Origin of the sequence: Rhodococcus parequi, from assembly GCF_046042785.1 — a bacterium.
In the GTDB taxonomy this organism is placed as follows: Bacteria; Actinomycetota; Actinomycetes; order Mycobacteriales; family Mycobacteriaceae; genus Prescottella; species Prescottella parequi.
Map to the genome: position 1 here is coordinate 154,915 of NZ_JBDLNV010000005.1, position 24,245 is coordinate 179,159.

General features: G+C 69.3%; 3 protein-coding genes. 2 read left to right on the plus strand and 1 reads right to left on the minus strand.

Annotation, left to right across the window (positions count from 1 at the left end; all coding sequences use genetic code 11):
• Window positions 1-73 precede the first annotated feature (73 nt).
• Both ABEU20_RS15260 and ABEU20_RS15265 read left to right on the plus strand, forming a co-directional pair.
• A complete protein-coding gene (locus tag ABEU20_RS15260; RefSeq protein ID WP_420165248.1) occupies window positions 74-10,777 on the plus strand; it encodes an amino acid adenylation domain-containing protein in 10,704 nt (3,567 codons plus the stop codon).
• 102 nt (window positions 10,778-10,879) lie between these two features.
• Window positions 10,880-23,101, plus strand: a complete 12,222-nt coding sequence (locus ABEU20_RS15265) for a non-ribosomal peptide synthetase (protein WP_420165249.1) — start codon at window positions 10,880-10,882, stop codon at window positions 23,099-23,101.
• An 83-nt stretch (window positions 23,102-23,184) separates the two neighbouring features.
• Here the strand turns inward: ABEU20_RS15265 and ABEU20_RS15270 are convergent, their stop codons facing one another.
• Window positions 23,185-24,120 carry an esterase/lipase family protein gene (locus tag ABEU20_RS15270; RefSeq protein ID WP_420165250.1) on the minus strand — a complete coding sequence of 312 codons (936 nt, stop codon included), beginning with the start codon at window positions 24,118-24,120 and terminating at the stop codon, window positions 23,185-23,187.
• Between the last annotated feature and the right edge of the window lie 125 nt (window positions 24,121-24,245).

Here is a 24,245-nt window from a genome sequence, read left to right on the forward strand (position 1 = left end):
TTCGGGGGAGCCGACCCGTCGGCTCCCCCGAATCGAGCGATCGAAGATTTCAGATGTCGGGAAGGACAAGTACATGGCGGCCCAGCAGCCCGGAGTCGACGCGTTGACGATCGAGGATCTGCCCAGGCTCCTCGCGGGCGTGGTCGAGGTCGATCCCGAGCGGATCGCTCTGACCGCCGGCGGCACCACCGTCACGTATGCCCGGCTGAAGCAGGAGATCGAGAATCTCGATGCCGCGATGGGCGGCGTGCTCGGTATCGACGCGCTCGTCCCGGTCGTGCTGTCCACTGTGGCGCCGGGTCTGCTCGAGGCACCCGAGACCGGAGGACTGCCCGGACTCCTGAGCGCCCTGTTCGCGGACGCCACCGAAGTGCTCGGCGACGCGGCCACCGCTGCCCCCGACGCCGGACCTGCTACCACTCTGGCCTCGCTGTTCGACGATCAGGTGGCCCGCACGCCCGACGCGATCGCGCTGGAGTTCGACGACGCGACCCTCACCTACGCGGAGCTGGACGCGCGCGCGAATCGTCTCGCACGCCACTTGATCTCGCTCGGCGTGGGACCGGACAGCCTCGTCGGTCTCGGGATCCGCCGCTCACTCGATCTGCTCGTCGGCATGTACGCGATCGTCAAGGCGGGCGGCGCCTACGTGCCGCTCGACCCCGACCACCCGGCCGATCGCCTCGGCTACGTCCTCGACATCGCGCGTCCCGTCGTGATCCTCACGACCACCCGGGACGGGCTGACCCTCGACACCGACACCCCGATCCTCGCGATCGACACGCTGAATCTTCAGGACCGCTCGGACGCGCCGGTCACCGACGCCGACCGGTCGGCGCCGCTGTCGGCCGAGAACCTCGCGTACGTCATCTTCACGTCCGGCTCCACCGGCCGGCCCAAGGGCGTCGCGGTCGGACACGGCGCGATCGTGGCCAATCTGCGCTGGCGCCAGCACAGGTACCCCATGTCCGACGCCGACGTCGTGCTGCAGAAGACGCCGTTCACGTTCGACGTGTCGGTGTGGGAGTTCTTCTGGCCCTTGCAGGCCGGTGCACGCCTGGTGATCGCGGCGCCCGACGGGCACCGGGACCCGGCCTACCTGGCGCGGATCATGGCCGAGCGGGGCGTCACCGTCGCGCACTTCGTGCCCTCGATGCTGTCGGTGTTCGTGGCGTCGCTGGCGGGCGGAGCGACGGGGGATCCGTCACAGCCGAGCGCGAAGGACGTCACGACGCTGCGGAATGTGTTCGCGTCGGGTGAGGCGTTGCCGCCGCAGACCGCGGCCCGTTTCCGGGACGTCTCGGGTGCGGCGCTGCACAACCTGTACGGGCCCACCGAGGCCGCCGTCGACGTCACGTTCCACGAGGTCACCGCGGACGACGAGTCGACGGTCCCGATCGGCGCGGCGGTCGCCGACACCGACCTGTACGTCCTCGACGAGGGCCTGCGGCGGGTCCCGGCCGGCACCGAGGGTGAGCTGTACCTCGCGGGAGTGCAGCTGGCCCGCGGCTACCTGCAGCGCCCCGACCTGACCGCCGACCGATTCGTCGCCGACCCGTACGGCGCTCCGGGCGAGCGCATGTACCGGACCGGTGACCTGGTCAAGCTGGGTCGCTCCGGCGAGCTGGAGTACATCGGCCGCACCGACTTCCAGGTGAAGCTGCGCGGTCTGCGCATCGAGCTCGGCGAGATCGAGTCGGCCCTGCTGGACCACCCGGCTGTCTCGCAGTCCGTCGTCGTGGTGCACGCCGACGCCGACCTGGGGGACCACCTCGTCGCGTACGTCGTCACCGACGGCGGCGCCGACGTGGATCGGCACGAGTTGGCCGCCGCGGTGAGTGCGCGTCTGCCCGAGTACATGGTGCCGTCACTGTTCGTCGCGCTGGCCGAGTTCCCGCTGAACGCCAGCGGCAAGTTGGACCGCAAGGCCCTGCCGGCGCCGGACTTCTCGTCACTGGCGAGCGAGTACCGGGCGCCGAGCACACCCACCGAGGAAACGCTCGCGGCGACTTTCGCGGAGGTGCTGGGCGCCGAGCGGATCGGAGTCGACGACGACTACTTCGCGCTCGGCGGCAACTCGCTGAGCGCCACCCGCGTCGTCGCGCGCATCAACGCCGACCTCGGCATCCGCATCGACGTGCGCGACTTCTTCGACGCCCCCACCGTCGCGCGACTCGCGGCGCTCGTCGATGCGGCGGTGGCCGCCGGCGGCGACACCCGGGCCCCGCTCGTGGCGCGGGAGCGCCCCGACACCGTCCCGCTGTCGATGGCGCAGCAGCGGATGTGGTTTCTCAACCGCTTCGACACGGCATCCGCGGCGAACAACATCGTCGTCGCGATCCGGTTGACCGGCGCACTGGACGTCGGCGCCCTCCGCGAGGCGGTGTCCGACGTGATCGCCCGGCACGAGTCGCTGCGCACCGTGTTCCCGGAGACCGACGGCTCCGCGAGCCAGGTGGTCCTGCCCGCCGACCGCGTACCGGTCGACCTCGTCGCCGAGTCGGTGCCCGAGTCGGATATCGCCGCCGTCGTGACCCGGACGATCTCGCAGGGCTTCGACGTCACGGCCGCCGTCCCGTTCCGGGTGCGGCTGTTCGAGGTGGCGCCCGCCGACCACGTGTTGGTGGTGGTCGTGCACCACATCAGTGCAGACGGCTTCTCGATGGGCCCGCTCACGCGTGACATCGTCGCCGCGTACGGCGCGCGGTCGGCCGGTGCGGCTCCGGACTGGGCGCCGCTCGCGGTGCAGTACGCCGACTACGCGCTGTGGCAGCGCGAGGTGCTGGGCAGCGAGGACGATCCGGAGTCGGTCATCTCGCGGCAGGTGGAGTTCTGGCGGGGCGCGCTCGCGGAACTGCCCGACCGCCTGGACCTGCCCGCCGACCGCCCGCGTCCCACGGTTGCGTCGAACAACGGTGCCTCACACCGTTTCTCGATCGATTCCGGGACGTCGGCACGTCTCGACGCGGTCGCCCGCGACCACGGCGCCTCGACGTTCATGGTGGTGCACGCGGCCCTGTCGGTGCTCCTGGCCCGGTTGAGCGGAACGTCGGACATCGCGATCGGCACCCCGGTCGCGGGCCGTGGCGAGGCCGCGCTCGACGACCTCGTCGGCATGTTCGTCAACACCCTCGTGCTGCGGGCCGACGTCCGCGGCGACCGCCGGTTCACGGACCTGCTCGCCGATGTGCGCGCCACGGATCTCGAGGCTTTCGGCAATGCCGACGTGCCGTTCGAGCGACTGGTCGAGGTGCTGAGCCCGGCTCGGTCGCAGGCCCGGCACCCGCTGTTCCAGGTGGCCCTGTCCTTCCAGAACATGGACCGCACCGAACTCGCGCTCGGCGACCTCACAGTGTCGGGAGTGGACTTCGACGCCGCCGTCGCGAAGTTCGACCTGGCCGTCACAGTCGCTGCGAGCGATTCGGCGACCGGCGCTCTGGACGTGGACCTCACGTACGCGACCGACCTGTTCGACGCAGCGACCATGCGCACCTTCGCCGATCGATTCGTCCGCGTGCTCGAGGCCGTCGCCGCCGACGCGTCCGTCGTGGTCGGCGACATCGATCTCCTCGACACCGCCGAGATGTCCACTCTCACCGCGGTGACCGGGAGCCTCGGGCCGGACCCGGTGCTGCTGCCGCAGATCCTGTCCGCCGCCGCGAGCGCGGATCCGGCACGGGCCGCGCTCGTCTCGGGTGACGAGACCGTGAGCTACCGCGACCTCGACGAGCGGTCGTCGCGTCTCGCACGCACGCTGATCGCGCGCGGAGCCCGCCCGGAGTCGGTGGTCGCCGTCGCGCTCACCCGCTCGATCGAGTCCGTCGTCGCCGTGTGGGCCGTCGCCAAGAGCGGCGCCGCCTTCGTCCCGGTGGACCCGAACTACCCGGCCGACCGCGTCGCGCACATGGTGTCGGATTCGTCTGCGCTGCTGGGCATCACCCGCACCGAGCACGTCGGCGTCCTGCCCGCCGCTCTGCCGTGGATCGTCCTCGACGACGCCGCGACGGTGGACGACGTTGCCGCGCGATCCGCCGCCCCCGTGACCGCAGCGGACCGCACCGGGCCGCTGCGCGTCACCGACGCCGCCTACGTCATCTACACGTCCGGATCGACCGGTGTGCCGAAGGGCGTGGTGGTCACGCACACCGGTCTGGCCGCCTTCGCTGCCGAGCAGGTGGAGCGGTACGGCATCGAGGCCGGTTCCCGCACACTACATTTCGCGTCACCCAGCTTCGATGCGTCGATCCTCGAACTGCTCATGGCGTTCGGTGCCGGCGCCACCATGGTGATCGCCCCGACCACCGTCTACGGCGGGCACGAGCTGGCCGAACTGCTGCGCACGCACCACGTCACGCACGCGTTCGTCACGCCGGCCGCCCTGGCCTCGGTGGACCCGACATGCCTCGAGGCCCTGCGCACCGTGGTCGTCGGCGGCGAGGCCTGCTCGGCCGAACTTGTCGCACGATGGGCGCCGGGCCGCCGGATGTTCAACGCGTACGGACCCACCGAGGCGACCGTCGCGTCCAACATCTCCGACGCCCTCGTTCCCGGCGAGCCCGTCACGATCGGGCGGGCGATCCGCGGCGCCGACGCATACGTGCTCGACGGCCGTCTGCGGCCCGTGCCCGCGGGCGTCCCCGGTGAGCTGTACCTCGCCGGCGCAGGCGTGGCCCGCGGCTACCTCGGCCGCCCCGCGCTCACCGCGGAACGGTTCGTGGCCAACCCGTTCGGTGCCCCGGGATCACGCCTGTACCGCACGGGCGACATGGTGCGCACGACCGATGCGCGGGTGCTCGAGTACGTCGGCCGCGCCGACGACCAGGTGAAGCTGCGCGGCTTCCGGATCGAACTCGGCGAGATCGAATCCGTTCTGGCCCGGCACGACGCGGTGGCCCAGACCGCCGTCGTCGTGCTGCGCGACCAGCTCGTCGCCTACGTGGTGGCGGCCGCGGACCGGTCGATCGAGGCGACCGCATTGAAGGAGTTCGCGGCCCGCTCGCTCACGGCGTACATGGTGCCCGCCGCGTTCGTGATTCTCGACCGACTGCCGCTGACCGGCAGCGGCAAGCTGGACCGCACGGCACTGCCCGAGCCGGAATTCGAGGCACGTGAGTTCCAGGCCCCGACCACCCCCGTCGAGGAAGCCGTCGCCTCGGTGTTCGCCGAGGTCCTCGGCGCCGAGCGGGTAGGCCGGGACGACGACTTCTTCGCGCTCGGCGGCAACTCGCTGCTGGCCACTCAGGTCGCCGCCCGACTCGGTGCGGCGCTCGACTCCACGGTCCCTGTGCGTGTCCTGTTCGACGCCTCGACCGTCGAATCCCTCGCCGCCCGGGTGTCGGCGTCCACCGGCGGCCGAGCGAAGGCTCTCGTCGCCGGCCCCCGGCCCGATCGGATTCCGCTGTCGCTCGCGCAGCAGCGCATGTGGTTCCTCAACCGGTTCGAACCCGAATCGGCGGTGAACAACATCCCGCTCGCGATCCGGCTGTCGGGAGACCTCGACGTCGAATCCCTCTCCGCGGCAATCGGTGACGTCCTGGACCGGCACGAGTCGCTGCGCACCGTGTTCCCCGACGTCGACGGTGTCGGCTTCCAGTCGATCCGCCCGACGTCCGAGGTCGCGGACGCCGTCACCGCGGAGATCGTGGCGGAGGCCGACCTGCCGGCGCTCGTCGAGCAGATGGTCGTGGCAGGCTTCGACCTCACCACCGACATCCCCGTCCGGGCGCGGCTGTTCGCCCTGTCGCCCACCGAGCACGTGCTGGTGCTCGTCGTGCATCACATCGCGGCCGACGGCTTCTCGATGGGGCCGCTGACGCGCGACGTGATGACCGCGTACGCCGCCCGTTCCGCCGGCACCCTGCCCGGGTGGGCGCCACTCGCGGTGCAATACGCCGACTACACGCTGTGGCAGCGCGACGTCCTCGGCTCGGAGGACGATCCGAAGTCGACGATGTCGGCGCAAGTCGCCTACTGGGAGCGGGCCCTCGCGGGTCTGCCGGACCAGTTGGACCTGCCGACGGACCGGCCACGCCCCGCCGTCGCCGGCTACCGCGGCGCCCGGCACACCGTCGAGGTCCCGGCCCACCTGCAGTCCGCGATCGCCGACCTTGCGCGGACCCGCGGCGTCACGCCGTTCATGGTGGTGCATGCGGCGCTGTCGGTGTTGCTGGCGCGGTTGAGCGGGACGTCGGACATCGCGGTCGGCACGCCGGTGGCCGGTCGCGGTGAGGCGGTTCTCGATGATGTGATCGGCATGTTCGTCAACACGCTCGTGCTTCGGACCGACGTCGACGGCGCCCGCTCGTTCGAGGACCTGTTGACGCGGACCCGGGAGACCGATCTGGCCGCGTTCGGGCACGCGGACGTGCCGTTCGAGCGGCTGGTGGAGATTCTGGATCCGGCGCGCTCGCAGGCGCGGCATCCGTTGTTCCAGGTGATGCTCACGTTCCAGAACCTGGGACTCACCCGCGTCGATCTCGGCGGGCTCGAGGTCTCGGATGTCGAGTTCGATTCCGCCACAGCAAAGTTCGATCTTCAGGTCACGGTCACCGAGACCGGGGACGACCGCGGCCTGACGATCGACCTGACGTATGCGACGGACCTGTTCGACGCCGCGACGATGCGCACTTTCGGCGACCGCTACCTGCGCATCCTGTCCGCGGTCACCTCCGCACCGTCGGCGCTCGTCGGCGACATCGACCTGCTGGACGAGGTCGAGCGGTCGCTGGTGGTCGAGGAGTGGAACGCCACCGCTCGCCCGGTCGACGACGTGACGTTGGTGGATCTGTTCGAGGCGCAGGTGGCGCGGACGCCGGATGCGGTGGCGGTGGTGTTCGAGGGTGAGTCGCTCACCTATGCGGAGTTCGCGGGCCGGGTGCGGCGCACTGCGCGGTTGCTGATCGCGGAGGGTGTGGGGCCGGACTCGTTGGTGGGTCTGGGGATGCGGCGGTCGGTGGATCTGCTGGTGGGCATGTATGCGGTGCTCGCGGCCGGTGGTGGGTATGTGCCGATCGACCCGGATCAGCCGGCCGAGCGCAACCGCTACATCCTCGAGACCGCGAATCCCGTTCTGCTGCTCACCACGTCGCGTGACGCGGGTGACATGCCGGGCCTGCGGAGCGTGGAGATCGACACGGTCGACGTGTCGGACTGCGCCGACGGCCCGGTCACCGACGCCGAGCGGCGAGCACCGCTGCGCTCCGGCAACACCGCCTACGTGATTTTCACGTCGGGTTCGACGGGTCGGCCGAAGGGTGTGGCGGTCGAGCATGGGGCGATTGTGAATCGTCTGGTGTGGATGCAGGCGGAGTACGGGCTGACCGCTGACGACATCGTGTTGCAGAAGACGCCGTTCACGTTCGATGTGTCGGTGTGGGAGTTCTTCTGGCCGTTGCAGGTGGGTGCGCGGTTGGTGGTTGCTGCTCCGGATGGTCATCGGGATCCGGAGTATCTCGCGCGCACGATCATCGAGTGTGGTGTAACGACGGCGCATTTCGTGCCGTCGATGTTGGCGGTGTTCGTGGCTGCGCCGGCTGTGGCGGGTGTGGAGTCGTTGCGGTTGGTGTTCGCGTCGGGTGAGGCGTTGCCGGTGTCCACGGCTGTGCGCCTGCGGGATGTGGTGCCGGGTGCGGTTCTGCACAACCTGTACGGGCCCACGGAGGCCGCTGTCGATGTCACGTTCCACGAGGTCACTGTCGCGGATCAGGCCGGTGTGCCGATCGGTGCGCCGGTGTGGAATACGCAGTTGTTCGTGCTGGACGGGCGTTTGAACCCGGTGCCGGTGGGTGTTGCGGGTGAGTTGTATCTGGCGGGCGCCCAGTTGGCGCGCGGGTACGTGGGCCGAAGTGATTTGACGGCGGATCGGTTTGTGGCGAATCCGTTCGGTGCGAATGGTTCTCGCATGTATCGCACGGGTGACCTGGTGCAGTGGACCAGCTCGGGTGAGCTCGAGTACATCGGTCGCACGGATTTCCAGGTGAAGTTGCGTGGTCTGCGGATCGAGTTGGGGGAGATCGAGTCGGCGCTGCTGGCGTTGCCGGAGGTCTCCCAGTCGGTGGTGCTGGTGAAGTCGGATCAGCTGGTCGCCTACGTGGTGGCAAGTCAGGATCTGGATGTCACCGAGGTCAAGGCGCGGCTGTCGACGTCGCTGGCGTCGTACATGGTGCCGCAGCTGTTCGTGGTGCTCGATGCGTTCCCGGTGAATGCGTCGGGCAAGTTGGATCGGAAGGCGTTGCCGGAGCCTGTGGTCGAGGCTCGCGAGTTCCGGGCGCCGGTGACGGCGACTGAGGTGCTCGTTGCGGGTGTGTTCGCGGATGTGCTCGGTGTGGATCGGGTGGGTCTGGACGACGATTTCTTCGCGCTCGGTGGTAATTCGCTGGTTGCGACGCAGGTCGCCGCGCGTCTGGGCGGGGCGCTCGACGCTCAGGTGCCGGTGCGGGTGTTGTTCGATGCGTCGACGGTGGAAGCGCTTGCTGTGCGGGTGGAGTCGCTCGCGGGGGTGGGTGGTCGTAAGGCTTTGGTGGCGGGGCCGCGTCCGGATCGGATCCCGTTGTCGTTGGCGCAGCAGCGGATGTGGTTCCTCAACCGACTCGACCCCGAATCGACGAGCTACAACATCCCCCTCGCGATGAAGTTGACCGGCTCGCTCGACGTCGACGCCCTGCGCACGGCCCTGCGGGACGTGTTGGTGCGCCACGAGTCGCTGCGCACCTTCTACCCGGAGGATGCGGAGGGGCCGCACCAGAAGATCGTCGCGGCCGACGACGTCGAGTTCGATCTCGCGCCCGTCACCGTGAACGCTGCCGACCTGCACGGTCGCGTCGTGGAACTGCTGGGACGGGGATTCGACGTACGCAGCGAGGTGCCGTTGCGGGCGGGACTGTTCCGCCTCGACGACACCACGCACGTCTTCGCGTTCGTCGTCCACCACATCAGTGCCGACGGTGTATCGATGGCGCCGATGGCGCGCGATCTCGTCTCCGCCTACGCGGCACGAGCGCAGGGCGAGGCGCCGCAGTGGGCGCCGCTCGACGTGCAGTACGCCGACTACGCGCTGTGGCAGCGCGAGGTGCTCGGTTCGGCCGACGAGCCCGGGAGCGTGGCCGCCGCGCAACTCGAGTTCTGGACCCGCACGCTTGCCGGGGCGCCCGACCTGATCGAGCTCCCCACCGACCGGCCCCGGCCGGCGGTCGCGTCGATGCGGGGCGCCGAGACCGAGTTCACGATCCCCGCGGAACTGCACTCGGGTCTCGAGTCGTTGGCACGCGGCGAGGGTGCCTCGCTGTTCATGGTCGCGCACAGCGCCCTGGCGGTACTGCTCGCGCGTCTGAGCGGTACATGGGATGTCACGGTCGGCACGCCGATCGCCGGTCGCGGCGACGCGGCGCTCGACGACCTCGTCGGCATGTTCGTCAACACCCTCGCGTTGCGCACGGGATTGACGTCGTCGATGACGTTCACCGAGGTGCTGGCACGGGCCAAGGAGACCGATCTCTCGGCGTTCGGCAATGCGGATCTGCCGTTCGAGCGGGTGGTCGAAGCCGTCGCGGCCGATCGCTCGTCGGCGAGGCATCCGCTGTTCCAGACGGTGCTCTCGTTCCAGAATCAACAGCAGGCGAACCTCGCGCTGCCGGGTCTGACCGTCAGCAGCGTCCCGGATGCCGACCGCGCCGCGAAGTTCGATCTGCAGCTCACCCTGATTCCGGCGGACTCGGGCAACCTCGAGGCGATCCTCACCTACGCCACCGACCTGTTCGACGCGGCGACCGTGGTGACGTTGGGCCAGCGGTTCGTGCGGATCCTCGAAGCGGTCGTCGCCGACCCCGACGCTGTCGTCGGAGACATCGAGATCGTGTCGGAGGCCGAGCGCGGGCGCCTGCCCGGAATCGCCTCCGCGCGTGCGGAGGCAGCAGATCCGTCGGACACGATCGCACCGGCCACCGGCACCCTGCCGCAGGTGCTGGCGGCAGTCGTCGAATCGGACCCGGAGGCGCCCGCTGTCTCGGACGACGGCACCGAGATCACCTACAGCGAACTCGACGAGCGCTCGTCCAGGCTGGCCCGTGTGCTGATCGCGGCGGGCGTGGGCCCGGGACATCGGGTTCCCGTTGCACTCGCACGGTCGGCCGACGCCGTGATCGCGGCGTGGGCGGTACTCAAGTCCGGCGCAGCGTTCACCCCGGTCGACGTGACGGCTGTCACCTGGGAATCGATCGATACGGCGCTGCCGGCGAAGGTAGGCGTCACCGACTCCCGGCACCGGGAGACGGCGTACGAGGGTGTCGAGTGGATCGTGCTGGACGACACCGCGGACCGCGCGCGGATCGACGAGCAGCCTGGTCGGCCGGTCTCGTACTCCGAGCGGACTCGACTGCTCGAGGCAGGTGACCCCGCGTTCTCGGCGGCGGACGGATCAGTGGTCCTGAGCCATGGCTACGCGGTGGCGCTGGCCGAGCGGGACCGTTCCCGATACGGAATCACCTACGAATCGCGGACGGTCAGCCTCGATCCGGTCACGAGTATCTGGTCGGTCATGGAGCTGCTGCTGGCCTCCACGGCAGGCGCGGTGACGGTGGTCACCGAGACCGGTGTCGGTAACGTCACCGACGTCTGCGCCGACGAATGGGTGACCCACGCTTTCCTGTCGAACGCCTGCGCTCAGTCGCTCGACGTGGAAGAACTCGAAGATCTCGAGGTGCTGGTCCTCACCGACGGTGGAAGCTCGGACGGCGCCCCGGACGTCCGGGTCGTCACCGACGCGGACGCATGGTCGGTGTGAGGCGATAATGAAGGTTTGTTCTGGGCGTAGTCGATGTAAGGAATGAGTCACCGTGGTGCGTTGTGAGATGCCGGCAAGTGGTACACGAGGTGTTCGGAACGCATGAGTGAGCAGAGTCGGGAGCTGCAGGGAACGGAAGGCAACGAGGGCAAGCGGACGCGGCGCCCCCGCCCGGCGCGCAGGGAACGCCCGGCGCGCCGGACTCGCCCCGTGTCGCGGACTCTGCCGCAGTTGCTGGCGGCCGCGGTCGAGCGGGATCCGTCGGCCACGGCGCTCGTGTACGAGGATCGTTCCCGGACCTACGCGGACCTCGACGCCTGGTCGTCCCGGCTCGCCCGCGTGCTCATCGAGCGCGGCATCGGCCCGGGCGACGCGGTCGCCGTCGCCGTGCCCCGCTCGATCGAGTCGGTGTCCGCGGTGTGGGGCGTCGCCAAGTCCGGTGCGGCGTACGTGCCGATCGACCCGAACTATCCGGCCGACCGTGTCGCCCACATGGTGTCGGATTCGGGGGTGGTCCTGGGACTGACCACCCCGGAGGCTCGCGACTCGCTCCCCGAATCGGTGGAGTGGATGGTGTTGGGGGACACCTTCGAGAAGACTCTGGCCGAGCACTCGCCGGAGCCGATCTCGTTCGCCGACCGCACTCGCGGACTGACCGATACCGACGCCGCCTACGTCATCTACACATCCGGTTCGACGGGCAAGCCCAAGGGCGTCGTGGTCACCCAGGCCGGTCTGGGCGACTTCTGTGCCGAACAGGTTCAGCGGTACAACCTCACCCCGCGATCCCGCACCCTTCATTTCGCCTCGCCCAGCTTCGACGCCTCGGTGCTCGAGCTGCTCCTCGCGGTCGGTGCGGGCTCGACGATGGTGATCGCACCGCCCACGGTGTACGGCGGCGAGGAACTGGCCGCGCTGATCGCCGGACAGCGGGTCACCCACGGGTTCGTGACCCCCGCCGCGCTGGCATCGGTGGACCCCGCGGGACTCGACACCTTCCTCGACGTCGTCGTCGGCGGCGAGGCCTGCCCTCCCGACCTGGTGTCGCGCTGGGCCACCCCTGGACGACGGTTCTTCAACGGGTACGGCCCGACCGAGACCACGATCATGACGGCGATCTCCGATCCGCTCGTCGCCGGGCAACCGATCACGATCGGTGGCCCGACCCAGGGCATGTCACTGGTAGTGCTGGACGACCGCCTGCGCCCCACTCCCGTGGGGGTTGCGGGCGAGCTGTACGTATGGGGGCCGGGCGTCGCCCGCGGCTACCACGCCAGGTCTGCCCTCACCGCCGAACGTTTCGTCGCGTGCCCGTTCGGTGAACCCGGCGCCCGGATGTACCGGACGGGCGATGTGGTGCGGTGGAATGCCGCTCAGCAGATCGAATACGTCGGACGCTCCGACTTCCAGGTGAAGATCCGCGGCTTCCGGATCGAACTCGGCGAGATCGAGTCGGCTCTGGCAGCCCACGACGACGTCGACTTCGCGGCTGTCGTCGCACACGGATCCGGCGCCGGCAGCAAGGTGCTCGTCGCATACGTCCACGCGGTTCCGGGGCGCACGGTCGACACGGCCGTGCTCCCGGAGTTCGTCGCTCGGTCGCTCCCGCGGCACATGGTGCCGGCCACGGTGATGCTGCTCGACGAGATTCCACTGACCCCGGTCGGAAAGCTCGACCGTCAGGCCCTGCCCACCCCGGTCTTCGAGGCCCGCGAGTTCCGCGCTCCGGAAGGCTCCGACGAGGAACTCGTCGCGTCGGTGTTCGCCGACGTGCTGGGTGTCGATCGGGTGGGCCGGGACGACGACTTCTTCGAACTCGGCGGAAACTCGTTGATCGCGACGCAGGTCGTCGCACGACTGTCTGCGGCCGCCGGTGCACAGATTCCGGTGCGCGCGGTGTTCGAGGCACCGACCGTGGAATCGCTGGCAGCCCGGATCGCGACCGAATCCGGTGCCCCCGCACGCAAGGAACTCGTGGCCGGGCCTCGACCGGACCGGATTCCGTTGTCGCTCGCGCAGCAGCGCATGTGGTTCCTGAACCGGTTCGAGCCCGAATCGACGGTGAACAACATTCCCGTCGCGATCCGGTTGACCGGCGCGCTCGACGTATCGGCACTGCGGTCCGCCGTCGTGGACGTGGTGGAGCGCCACGAGTCGCTGCGCACCGTCTTCCCCGATGCGGACGGCGTCGGCTACCAGACGGTCCGGCCCACGGCCGAACTTGCCGACCTGCTTCCCGTCGAGAACGTGTCGGCCGACGACCTCCTGGACAGGGTCGCTGCACTGCTGGGCGCCGGCTTCGACCTCGGCGCCGACATCCCGCTCCGGGCAACCCTGTTCGCGGTGTCACCGACCGAGCATGCGCTGGTCTTCGTCGTGCACCACATCGCTGCCGACGGCTTCTCGATCGGCCCCCTGACCCGCGACGTGATGGCGGCCTATGCCGCCCGCTCGGCGGGCGACGCACCTACGTGGGCGCCCCTCCCGGTCCAGTACCCGGACTTCACGTTGTGGCAGCGGGACGTGCTCGGGTCCGAGGACGATGCCACCTCCGTTCTGGCGCAACAGATCTCGTTCTGGACACAGGCGCTCGCCGGGCTTCCGGACCAGCTGGATCTGCCGACCGACCGCCCGCGCCCCGCAGTCGCGACCAACCACGGTGCCACGCACCGGTTCACGCTCGACGCCGACCTCTCCCGAGCTGTCGACGAGTTCGCTCGTCAACACTCCGTCACGCCGTTCATGGTGGTGCATGCGGCGCTGTCGGTGTTGCTGGCGCGGTTGAGCGGGACGTCGGACATCGCGGTCGGCACGCCGGTGGCCGGTCGCGGTGAGGCGGTTCTCGATGATGTGATCGGCATGTTCGTCAACACGCTGGTGCTGCGTGCGGATGTGCAGCCGGGTGCGACTTTCGAGGAACTGCTCGGGCAGGTGCGGTCGTCGGATCTGGCCGCGTTCGGGCACGCGGACGTGCCGTTCGAGCGGCTGGTGGAGATTCTGGATCCGGCGCGCTCGCAGGCGCGGCATCCGTTGTTCCAGGTGATGCTCACGTTCCAGAACCTCGGGAGCGCCGAGTTCGCGCTCGGCGACCTTGCCGTATCCGAGGTCGAGTTCGACTCCGCCACAGCAAAGTTCGATCTGCAGGTGACGGTTCTCGAGTCCGCGGCCGAGTCCGGGTACGCGATCGCGCTCACGTATGCGACGGATCTCTTCGACGAGTCGTCGATGCGCACCTTCGGCGACCGGCTCGCGCGGGTCATCGACACGGTCGTCGGCGACCCGGCGACCCTCGTCGGTGCCGTCGAGTTGCTGGACGAGGTCGAGCGGTCGCTGGTGGTCGAGGAGTGGAACGCCACCGCTCGCCCGGTCGACGACGTGACGTTGGTGGATCTGTTCGAGGCGCAGGTGGCGCGGACGCCGGATGCGGTGGCGGTGGTGTTCGAGGGTGAGTCGCTCACCTATGCGGAGTTCGCGGGCCGGGTGCGGCGCACTGCGCGGTTGCTGATCGCGGAGGGTGTGGGGCCGGACTCGTTGGTGGGTCTGGGGATGCGGCGGTCGGTGGATCTGCTGGTGGGCATGTATGCGGTGCTCGCGGCCGGTGGAGCCTATGTGCCGATCGACCCGGATCAGCCGGCCGAGCGCAACGGCTACATCCTGGACACGGCTGCGCCCGCGTTGGTGTTGTCGACGTCGCGAGACCATGTCGAGGTCGCGGGGGAGAGGTCTGTCCCCGTCGTGCTTGTCGACGAGGTGGATGTGTCCGGCTTCTCGTCTGCTCCGGTGTCGGATGTGGATCGGCTTGGGGCGCTGCGTGGTTCGAACACTGCCTACGTGATCTTCACGTCGGGTTCGACGGGTCGGCCGAAGGGTGTGGCGGTCGAGCATGGGGCGATTGTGAATCGTCTGGTGTGGATGCAGGCGGAGTACGGGCTGACCGCTGACGACATCGTGTTGCAGAAGACGCCGTTCACGTTCGATGTGTCGGTGTGGGAGTTCTTCTGGCCGTTGCAGGTGGGTGCGCGGTTGGTGGTTGCGGCGCCCGACGGGCACCGGGATCCGGCCTACCTGGCGCGGGTCATGGCCGAGCGGAGCGTCACCGTCGCGCATTTCGTGCCGTCGATGCTGTCGGTGTTCGTGGCGTCGCTGGCGGGCGGAGTGTCGGGGGATCCGACGCAGCCGGCTGTGGAGTCGTTGCGGTTGGTGTTCGCGTCGGGTGAGGCGTTGCCGCCGCAGACCGCGGCCCGTTTCCGGGACGTCTCGGGTGCGGTTCTGCACAACCTGTACGGGCCCACGGAGGCCGCTGTCGATGTCACGTTCCACGAGGTCACTGTCGCGGATCAGGCTGGTGTGCCGATCGGTGCGCCGGTGTGGAATACGCAGTTGTTCGTGCTGGACGGGCGTTTGAACCCGGTGCCGGTGGGTGTTGCGGGTGAGTTGTATCTGGCGGGCGCCCAGTTGGCGCGCGGGTATGTTTCGCGCGCGGATTTGACGGCGGATCGGTTTGTGGCGAATCCGTTCGGTGCGAATGGTTCTCGCATGTATCGCACGGGTGACCTGGTGCAGTGGACCAGCTCGGGTGAGCTCGAGTACATCGGTCGCACGGACTTCCAGGTGAAGTTGCGTGGTCTGCGGATCGAGTTGGGGGAGATCGAGTCGGCGCTGCTGGTGCAGGAGTCGATTGCGCAGTCGGTGGTGCTGGTGAGGAACGACCGGCTGGTCGCCTACGTGGTGCCGGTGTCCGGGGTCGCGGTCGACGAGGGCGCGGTGAAGGCTGCCCTGGCCGAGCGACTGGCGTCGTACATGGTGCCGCAGCTGTTCGTGGTGCTCGATGCGTTCCCGGTGAATGCGTCGGGCAAGTTGGATCGGAAGGCGTTGCCGGAGCCGGTGGTCGAGGCTCGCGAGTTCCGGGCGCCGGTGACGGCGACCGAGGTGCTCGTTGCGGGTGTGTTCGCGGATGTGCTCGGTGTGGATCGGGTGGGTCTGGACGACGATTTCTTCGCGCTCGGTGGTAATTCGCTGGTTGCGACGCAGGTCGCCGCGCGTCTGGGCGGGGCGCTCGACGCTCAGGTGCCGGTGCGGGTGTTGTTCGATGCGTCGACGGTGGAAGCGCTTGCTGTGCGGGTGGAGTCGCTCGCGGGGGTGGGTGGTCGTAAGGCTTTGGTGGCGGGGCCGCGTCCGGATCGGATCCCGTTGTCGTTGGCGCAGCAGCGGATGTGGTTCCTCAACCGACTCGACCCCGAATCCGCAGTGAACAACATTCCGCTCGCGATCCGGCTGTCGGGCGACGCGGATACCGAGGCGCTGGCGATGTCGGTGCGAGATGTCCTTGCCCGCCACGAGTCGCTGCGCACGGTGTTCCCGGACATCGACGGAGTCGGAAGTCAGCAGATCCTGAGCGCGGACGCCCTCGACGTCGATCTCGGGGTCGAGCAGGTCACCGAGGGCGCGTTGGTCGGCCGTATCGAGGAGTGGGCGCTCGAAGGGTTCGACCTGACCGCCGAACTCCCGGTCCGCGCACGGGCTTTCGTGCTGTCGCCGACCGAGCTGGTGCTCGTCCTGGTGCTGCACCACATCGCAGCCGACGGCGTCTCGATGGGCCCGCTCGCACGCGACGTGATGACGGCCTACGCGGCCCGCAGCCGGGGTCAGGCGCCCGGTTGGGTGCCGCTCGACGTGCAGTATGCCGACTACGCGCTGTGGCAGCGTGAGGTCCTCGGCGGTGAGGACGACCCGGACTCGGTGATCGCGCGACAGGTCGCCTACTGGACGTCCGCGCTCGCGGGCCTGCCCGACCAGCTGGACCTGCCGTCGGATCGTCCGCGTCCCGCGGTCGCCTCCAACGGCGGTGCCACGCACACGTTCTCGATCGACGCCGATCTCCGGTCCCGCATCGAGGATGTAGCTCGAACCCATGCGGCCTCGCCGTTCATGGTCGTACACGCCGCGCTCTCGGTCCTGCTCGCGCGGCTCAGTGGAACCTCGGACATCGCGATCGGCACGCCGGTCGGCGGCCGCGGCGAGGCTGCCCTCGACGACCTGATCGGCATGTTCGTCAACACGTTGGTTCTGCGCACCGAGATCGACGGCGGGCAGTCCTTCGCCGACCTGCTCGCACAGGTCCGGTCCACCGACCTGGCTGCCTTCGAGCACGCCGACCTGCCCTTCGAGCGGCTCGTCGAGATCCTCGACCCCGAACGCTCGCAGGCCCGGCACCCGCTGTTCCAGGTGGCTCTCGCGTTCCAGAGCGGTGTGGCGGGGCAGGCCCTGGAACTGCCCGGGCTGAGCGTGTCGGGTGTCGACTTCGACATCGCGCTCGCCAAGTTCGATCTGCAGGTGACCGTCGCGGACGTCGTCGACGGTGATTCCGGTCGGGCGGCCCTGGCGGTCGACATGACCTACGCCACCGACCTGTTCGACGCGTCGACCGTCGTCTCGATCGGCGAGCGATTCGTGCGGCTCCTCGACTCCCTCGTCTCCGACGCCTCGGTGCCCGTGGGTGATGCGGTGCTGCTCTCGGATCCCGAACTCGCGGCCCTCACCACCGTCGCCGGACCCGAGGTGGCGCGACCGGAGACCCTGACCGAGATTCTCGGCCGCACCGTGGCGTCGAATCCGGACGCTCCGGCACTCGGCTGCGGCGACACCACGCTGACGTACGGGAACCTCGACGAGCGTTCGAGTGTTCTCGCCCGTGAACTGATCTCGCGCGGCATCGGACCGGAGAGTGTGGTTGCACTGTCGTTCCCGCGTTCCTGGGAGATGGTGCTGTGCGTGTGGGCGGTCGCGAAGACCGGCGCCGCCTTCGTGCCGGTGGACCCGACGTATCCGGGCGACCGGATCGAACACATGGTGACGGACTCCGCCGCGGCGCTGGGTATCGCCGTGGCCGACTCGATCGCGAAGCTGCCGGGTGCGGTCTCGTGGTGGTCGCTCGACGATCTCGAACGTGCCGCGGTCGACGCCGGGCATTCCGCCGAGACCGTCGCCGACGGTGACCGGACGCAGCCCCTGCTGCTCGACCACGCCGCCTACGTGATCTACACGTCGGGATCGACGGGCAGACCGAAGGGCGTCGTCGTGACGCACCGAGGTCTGTCTGGCCTGGTGGACCAGTCCGTGGACCTGTACTCAGTGACCGCGTCGGATCGTGTGCTGCACATCTGTTCGCCGAGTTTCGACCCGTCGGTGTTCGAGTGGGCGCTCGCCGCCGCGGCGGGTGCGGAACTCGTGGTGGTGCCCCCGACCATCCTCGGCGGCGAGGAGCTGCATGCTCTGCTCGCCGAGCGCAAGGTGACCGTCGCGATCATCACGCCCGCCGTTCTCGGATCGATGAACCCCGAGGGCCTCGACGATCTGCGTCTGCTGTCCGTGGGCGGAGACGCCTCGACCACCGAACTCGTGGGGAACTGGGCGCCGGACCGTCAGTTCTTCAACGCGTACGGTCCCACCGAGACCACGATCATCTCGACGCGAGGAGAGTTGTTCGCAGGCAAGCCCGTCACGGTGGGCGGCCCCGTTCCCGGCGTGGGAGCCCTCGTCCTCGACACCCGGTTGCGTCCGGTGCCCCGTGGCGTCGCCGGTGAGCTGTACCTGTCGGGCGGCGCGCTGGCACGCGGCTACCACGGCCGTGCCGCGCTGACGGCGGACCGGTTCGTCGCCAACCCGTACGGCGCTGCGGGAGAACGGATGTACCGCACCGGTGACGTCGTCCGATGGACCGCGTCGCCGAGTGGAGAAGCGGCAGGCGCCACCGACATGTCGATCGAGTACGTCGGCCGCTCGGACTTCCAGGTCAAGGTCCGGGGCTTCCGGATCGAACTGGGCGAGATCGACGCCGCACTGACGGACTGCCCCGGAGTGTCGTTCGCGACGACCGTGGGCCACCCCATGCCGTCCGGTCAGACCGCGCTGGTCTCCTACGTGCTCGCCGACGGGGTGGACACCGACGCGATGTCCGCGCACGTCGCGTCGTTGCTGCCGTCGTACATGGTTCCCGCGTCGATCGTCGTCCTCGACGAGGTGCCCCTCACCGCGGTGGGCAAACTCGATCGTCAGGCGTTGCCGGTACCCAGCTTCGAGGCACGTGAATTCCGCGCCCCCGCGTCGGAGACCGAGGTGCTCGTCGCGCAGGCCTTCGTGGACGTACTGGGAGTCGACCGGGCCGGCCTGGACGACGACTTCTTCGACCTCGGCGGCAACTCGCTCGTCGCGACCAAGCTCGTGGCGCGGCTCGGTGCGGCCCTCGACACGCGAGTCCCCGTCCGCGAGCTGTTCGACGCTTCCACCGTGGAAGCCCTTGCGGCACGAATGGAATCGTTCACAGGCGCAGTGCGGCCCGCCCTCGTGGCACGCAGCCACGACAGCCGGATCCCGCTGTCGCTCGCGCAGCAGCGGATGTGGTTCCTCAATCGCCTCGAGCCGGAGTCGGCGGTGAACAACATCCCGATCGCCGTCCGCCTCACCGGAGACCTCGACGTCGAGGCGCTTCGCGAGGCGGTCGTCGACGTCGTGTCCAGGCACGATGCACTGCGTACCCGGTATCCCGAGCACGACGGCGTCGGGTACCAGTCGGTGCTCCCCGTCCAGGATGTTGTGGCCGACTGGGACTTCGGGCCCGAACAGGTCGCCGCCGACGCGGTGAACGAGCGGCTGAGCGCGATCGCGCTGACCGCGTTCGACGTGACGGCCGAGGTGCCGCTGCGGGTGCGTCTGTTCCAACTGTCACCGTCGTCGTACGTGCTGACGCTCGTGGTGCACCACATCTCCGCGGACGGCGTGTCGATGGGACCACTGGTTCGCGACGTCATGACCGCGTACGTCGCGCGGGCGGCCGAGTCCGCGCCCGGGTGGGCTCCCCTGGACGTGCAGTATGCCGACTACGCGGTCTGGCAGCGCGAGACGCTCGGTTCCGAGAACGATCCGGACTCGGTGATCGCGAAGCAGATCGCCTTCTGGGAGGAGAAACTGGCCGGCATCCCGGATCAGCTCGATCTGCCCACCGATCTCCCGCGGCCGGCTGTGCAGTCGTACACCGGCGCGACCATCGGTGCGTCGGTCGACGCCGAAACACACCGCGGCCTGGTGGAATTGGGCCGCGAGCGCGGTGCGAGCTCGTTCATGGTCATGCACGCGGCGCTGGCGGTGTTGCTGGCACGGCTGTCGCGCAGCAGCGACATCGTCGTGGGCACCCCGGTGTCGGGCCGCGGTGAGGCCGCGCTCGACGACCTGATCGGCATGTTCGTCAACACCCTCGCACTGCGGATCGAGGTCGATCCCGGGGAGTCCTTCGTCGATCTGCTCGAACGCGTGCGCAGCGCGGACCTCGATGCTTTCGCCAACGACGATGTGCCGTTCGAACGTCTCGTCGAGGTCCTCAACCCGGTTCGCTCACGCGCCCGGCATCCGCTCTTCCAGGTGGGCTTCTCGTTCCAGAACATGAAGAACGATGTCCTCGAGCTTCCGGGACTCGAGGTCGCTCCGGTCGACATCGACTTCGAACTGGCCAAGTTCGACCTGCACGCCACCATCGTCGACAACGTCGACGCGAACGGTGATCCCGCCGACTTCAGCGTCGATTTCACGTACGCCACCGACCTGTTCACCGAGGCGACGGTCCGCCGATTCGCGCAGATGTACGCCCGCATCCTGCGCGGTGTGGTCGCCGATGCGTCGGTACCGGTCGGCGACCTCGAGATGATCGACGCCGACGAGCGCGATCAGGTGCTCGGGCGGTGGAATGCGACCCGGCATCCGGTCGGGGACGACCTCACACTGGTCGACCTGTTCGACGCTCAGGTCGTGGCCGCCCCCGACGCCTTGGCCGTCGTGGCCGAGGGCGAACGGCTCTCCTACGCGGAGTTCGACGCGCGGGTCAACCGGTTGGCCCGTCGCCTGATCGGGATGGGCGTCGGACCGGAATCCCGTGTCGCGCTGGCAATGCGGCGTTCGGTGGACCTGCTCGTCGGCATGTACGCGGTCGCGAAGGCCGGCGGCGCCTATGTGCCGATCGACCCGGACCATCCCGCCGACCGCACCGCGTACATCCTCGACACGGCGCAACCGGTCTGCGTGCTGGCCACCACCCGCGAGGACGTCGAGATGCCTGCGCACCTTCCCGTGGTGCACGTCGACACGCTCGAGGCCACGGACATCGACACCCGCCCGGTCACCGACCGCGAACGCACGTCACCGCTGCGGCCGGCGAACACCGCCTACGTGATCTTCACGTCGGGCTCGACGGGCAGGCCCAAGGGCGTGGCCGTCAGCCATGCGGCGATCGTCAACCAATTGGAATGGAAGCGCGCCGAATACGGCCTGGACGCCTCGGATGCCGCGCTGCTCAAGACCGCGGCGACGTTCGACCTGTCGGTGTGGGAGTTCTGGTCCGCGCTGACCTCCGGCGGACGACTCGTCGTCGCCACCGCGGACGGCCACCGCGACCCCGGCTACCTCGACTCGTTGATGCGTCGCGAGAAGGTGACCACCCTGCACGCGGTGCCGTCGATGCTGCAGGCGCTGCTCGTCGAGTCGGGGGACCGGCTGCCCGAGTCGCTGCGCCGGGTCCTCGCGATCGGCGAGGTGCTGCCGGCCGACACCGCCGCGCGCTTCGTTGCCGCGGGTACGTCCGACCTGTTCAACCTCTACGGGCCCACCGAGGCCGCGGTGTCGGTCACGGCGCAGCGCGTCGAGGACACCACCGGATCCGCAGTGCCGATCGGCGGGCCCGAATGGAACACCCGACTGCTCGTCCTCGACGACCGTCTGCGGCCCGTCCCGGTCGGTGTGCCCGGCGAGCTGTACCTCGCCGGCGCCCAGCTGGCGCGCGGCTACTTCGGTCGTCCGGCGCTCACCGCCGACCGATTCGTCGCCGACCCGTACGGTCCGGCGGGGGAGCGGATGTACCGCACCGGTGACGTCGTCGCGTGGCGCACCGACGGCACCCTCGACTACGTGGGGCGCGCCGACTTCCAGGTCAAGGTGCGCGGTTTCCGCATCGAGCTCGGCGAGATCGAGGCCGCGCTGCGGGCGCGCAGCGACGTCGCCGAGGCGGCCGTCATCGTGCGGAACGACGGCCGGTCCGGCGACCGGCTGGTGGCATACATCGTGTCGACGGGCACCGCGCCGATCGACACCGCCGAACTTGCGGCAGGCCTCGCGACCGGCCTGCCGTCCTACATGGTGCCGTCGGTCTTCGTCGAACTCGACGCTCTCCCGCTGAACGTGAACGGCAAGATCGACCGCAAGGCACTGCCGGCCCCGGACGTCGCGCCACGGCAGTTCCGTGCTCCGGCTACGCCCGTCGAGACTGCGGTGGCCCGTGCCTTCGCGAACGCGCTCGGGATCGACCGGGTCGGTCTCGACGACGAGTTCTTCGACCTCGGCGGCAATTCACTCGTCGCGGTGACCGTCGTGGCCGCGCTGCGCGACGCTCTCGACGTCACGTTGCCGCTGCAGTGGATGTTCGTCGATCCCACGGTCGAGAGCATCGCGGCGCGGATCGAAGCCGGTGCACACTCCGGCGCGGACCGCGGCGACCACGAGGCCGCCGGTCTCGGTGTGGTGCTGCCGTTGCGGGCCTCGGGCACGTCGGAGCCACTGTTCTGCATCCACCCGGTCACCGGGCTGTCGTGGAGCTTCGCCGGTCTGGCCGGGTACGTCGACGAGGACCGCCCCATCTACGGCATCCAGTCGCCCGCCCTGAGCGAGCACATCGAGTTCCCCGCAAGCATCGAGGACTGGGCTGCGCTGTACGTCGACCGGATCCGACGGATCCAGCCGAGCGGCCCCTACCACCTCATCGGTTGGTCCCTCGGTGGATCGATCGCCCATGCCATGGCGGTACACCTACGTGACATGGGCGAGACGGTGCAGACCCTCGCCATGCTCGACAGCCATGTCGCGGACCCGGCGACAGGCGTCGCCGAGTACGAGGACCCCTCGTTGGGCGACCTCCTGGGTGATTTCGCGGCCGAACTCGCCGGTGGAGACGTCGCGCTCCGACAGTTGGATGCCGACCGCGTCGAGGCCATCCTGCGCAGACTGCCGGCACCGTTCGACCGCATCACAGGCGAGGACTGGGAACGCATCGTCGAGAGCATCTCGCATTCGTTCGACCTCCTCGGCCGCTACCGTCCGGGTGACTTCGACGGCGATCTGCTCTACTTCGGCGCGGACATGGGAGAGGCCGACGGCGCGGCGGGCTGGCGCGATTCCGTCCGCGGATCGGTCGACGTGATCCCGGTCGCTGCCGGACACCGGCAGCTGCTGTCACCGGGAGCGCTCGAGGTGGTCGGACCGGAACTCGACCGATACCTGCGTCGCTGAGAAGGACGCACGGGTGGCCGGCCCTTCCTGGGGGAAGAGCCGGCCACCCGTGGGTTCACACCGTCAGTGGTGGACGGGGCCCGTCAGCAGGGGACTGCGCCGGGCAGACCCGGGTCGAGCGCTCGCCGCACCAGGAAGATCGAGCGCGGATCGTCGAGCAGACCCACGTGTGAGACGTTCGCCGCCGGGCAACTGTCCTGGATCCACTGGTTGAGGACGGACGATCCCGGGGCGGGGACGAGGAACGACCCTTCGGGCGGGGTGACGACGGTGTCGCTGCGGGACGCGATGACCCGGTAGTCGACACCGGGCATGGTCTCGCGTCCGGCGTTGAGGTCGGACAGGAACCTCGATCCGATCATCTGCTGGTACGTGGCGACCCCGAAGCCCAGATCGGCGAGCCATTCGTTGGTCGGCTCGTCGGTGAGTCGCAGCGAGGTGAAGGCGTCGACGAAGGTCTGCAGGCCACCGAACGTCGTGCCGTGCGTCGTGGGACCGAGCATCACCAGGCTGCGGATCTTGTTGCGTGACGGATCAGCGGGATCCGCGCCACCTTCGAACCGAAGGTACTGCCGCGTCATCGTTCCGCCCTGCGAATGACCGACGACGTCGACCTGCGCGGCGCCGGTCCGTGCCCGCACCACGTCGACGAAGCCCGCCAGTTCACGGGCCGAAGCGCGGATGTCGCCGCGGCCCCACACGCCCGCGGACCCGCCGTAGTCCAGGGCGAAGACACAGTAGCCCTCGCGTTGCAGCGCGGGGGACAGCCTGCCCCAGCTGCGCATGTCCATTCCGGTGCCGTGGACGAGGATCACCGGTCGTGGGTGTCGTGCCGTGGGGCGGCAGCTCCAGACGTTGGCGCCGGCGGGAGGTATGGACGCGGCGGCCGCCGACGGTAAGTCGGCTCGGCCCGGTCCGGGATTCGCAGTTGCGGCGGGCGGCGGAGAACCGAGTACGCCGAAGAAGACCACAGTCGCGGCCGCGAGGAATCTCGCTGCCGGGCGCCGCCGAAGAACCATGCGGATGCTCCTGGGAACAGAAGAGGGGAGGGATGAAGCGCAGCGGACGGAAACCCAACCCTCTGAACTCACAGAAACAAATATCAGACGAAACACACATTCGCTCCCTGGACCGGGTGAACGTG

Excerpts from the sequence above, each read along its gene's own strand:
- ABEU20_RS15260 (WP_420165248.1), top strand. The coding sequence starts at position 74 with ATGGCGGCCCAGCAGCCCGGAGTCGACGCGTTGACGATCGAGGATCTG.
- ABEU20_RS15265 (WP_420165249.1), top strand. The coding sequence starts at position 10,880 with ATGAGTGAGCAGAGTCGGGAGCTGCAGGGAACGGAAGGCAACGAGGGC.
- ABEU20_RS15270 (WP_420165250.1), bottom strand. The coding sequence starts at position 24,120 with ATGGTTCTTCGGCGGCGCCCGGCAGCGAGATTCCTCGCGGCCGCGACT.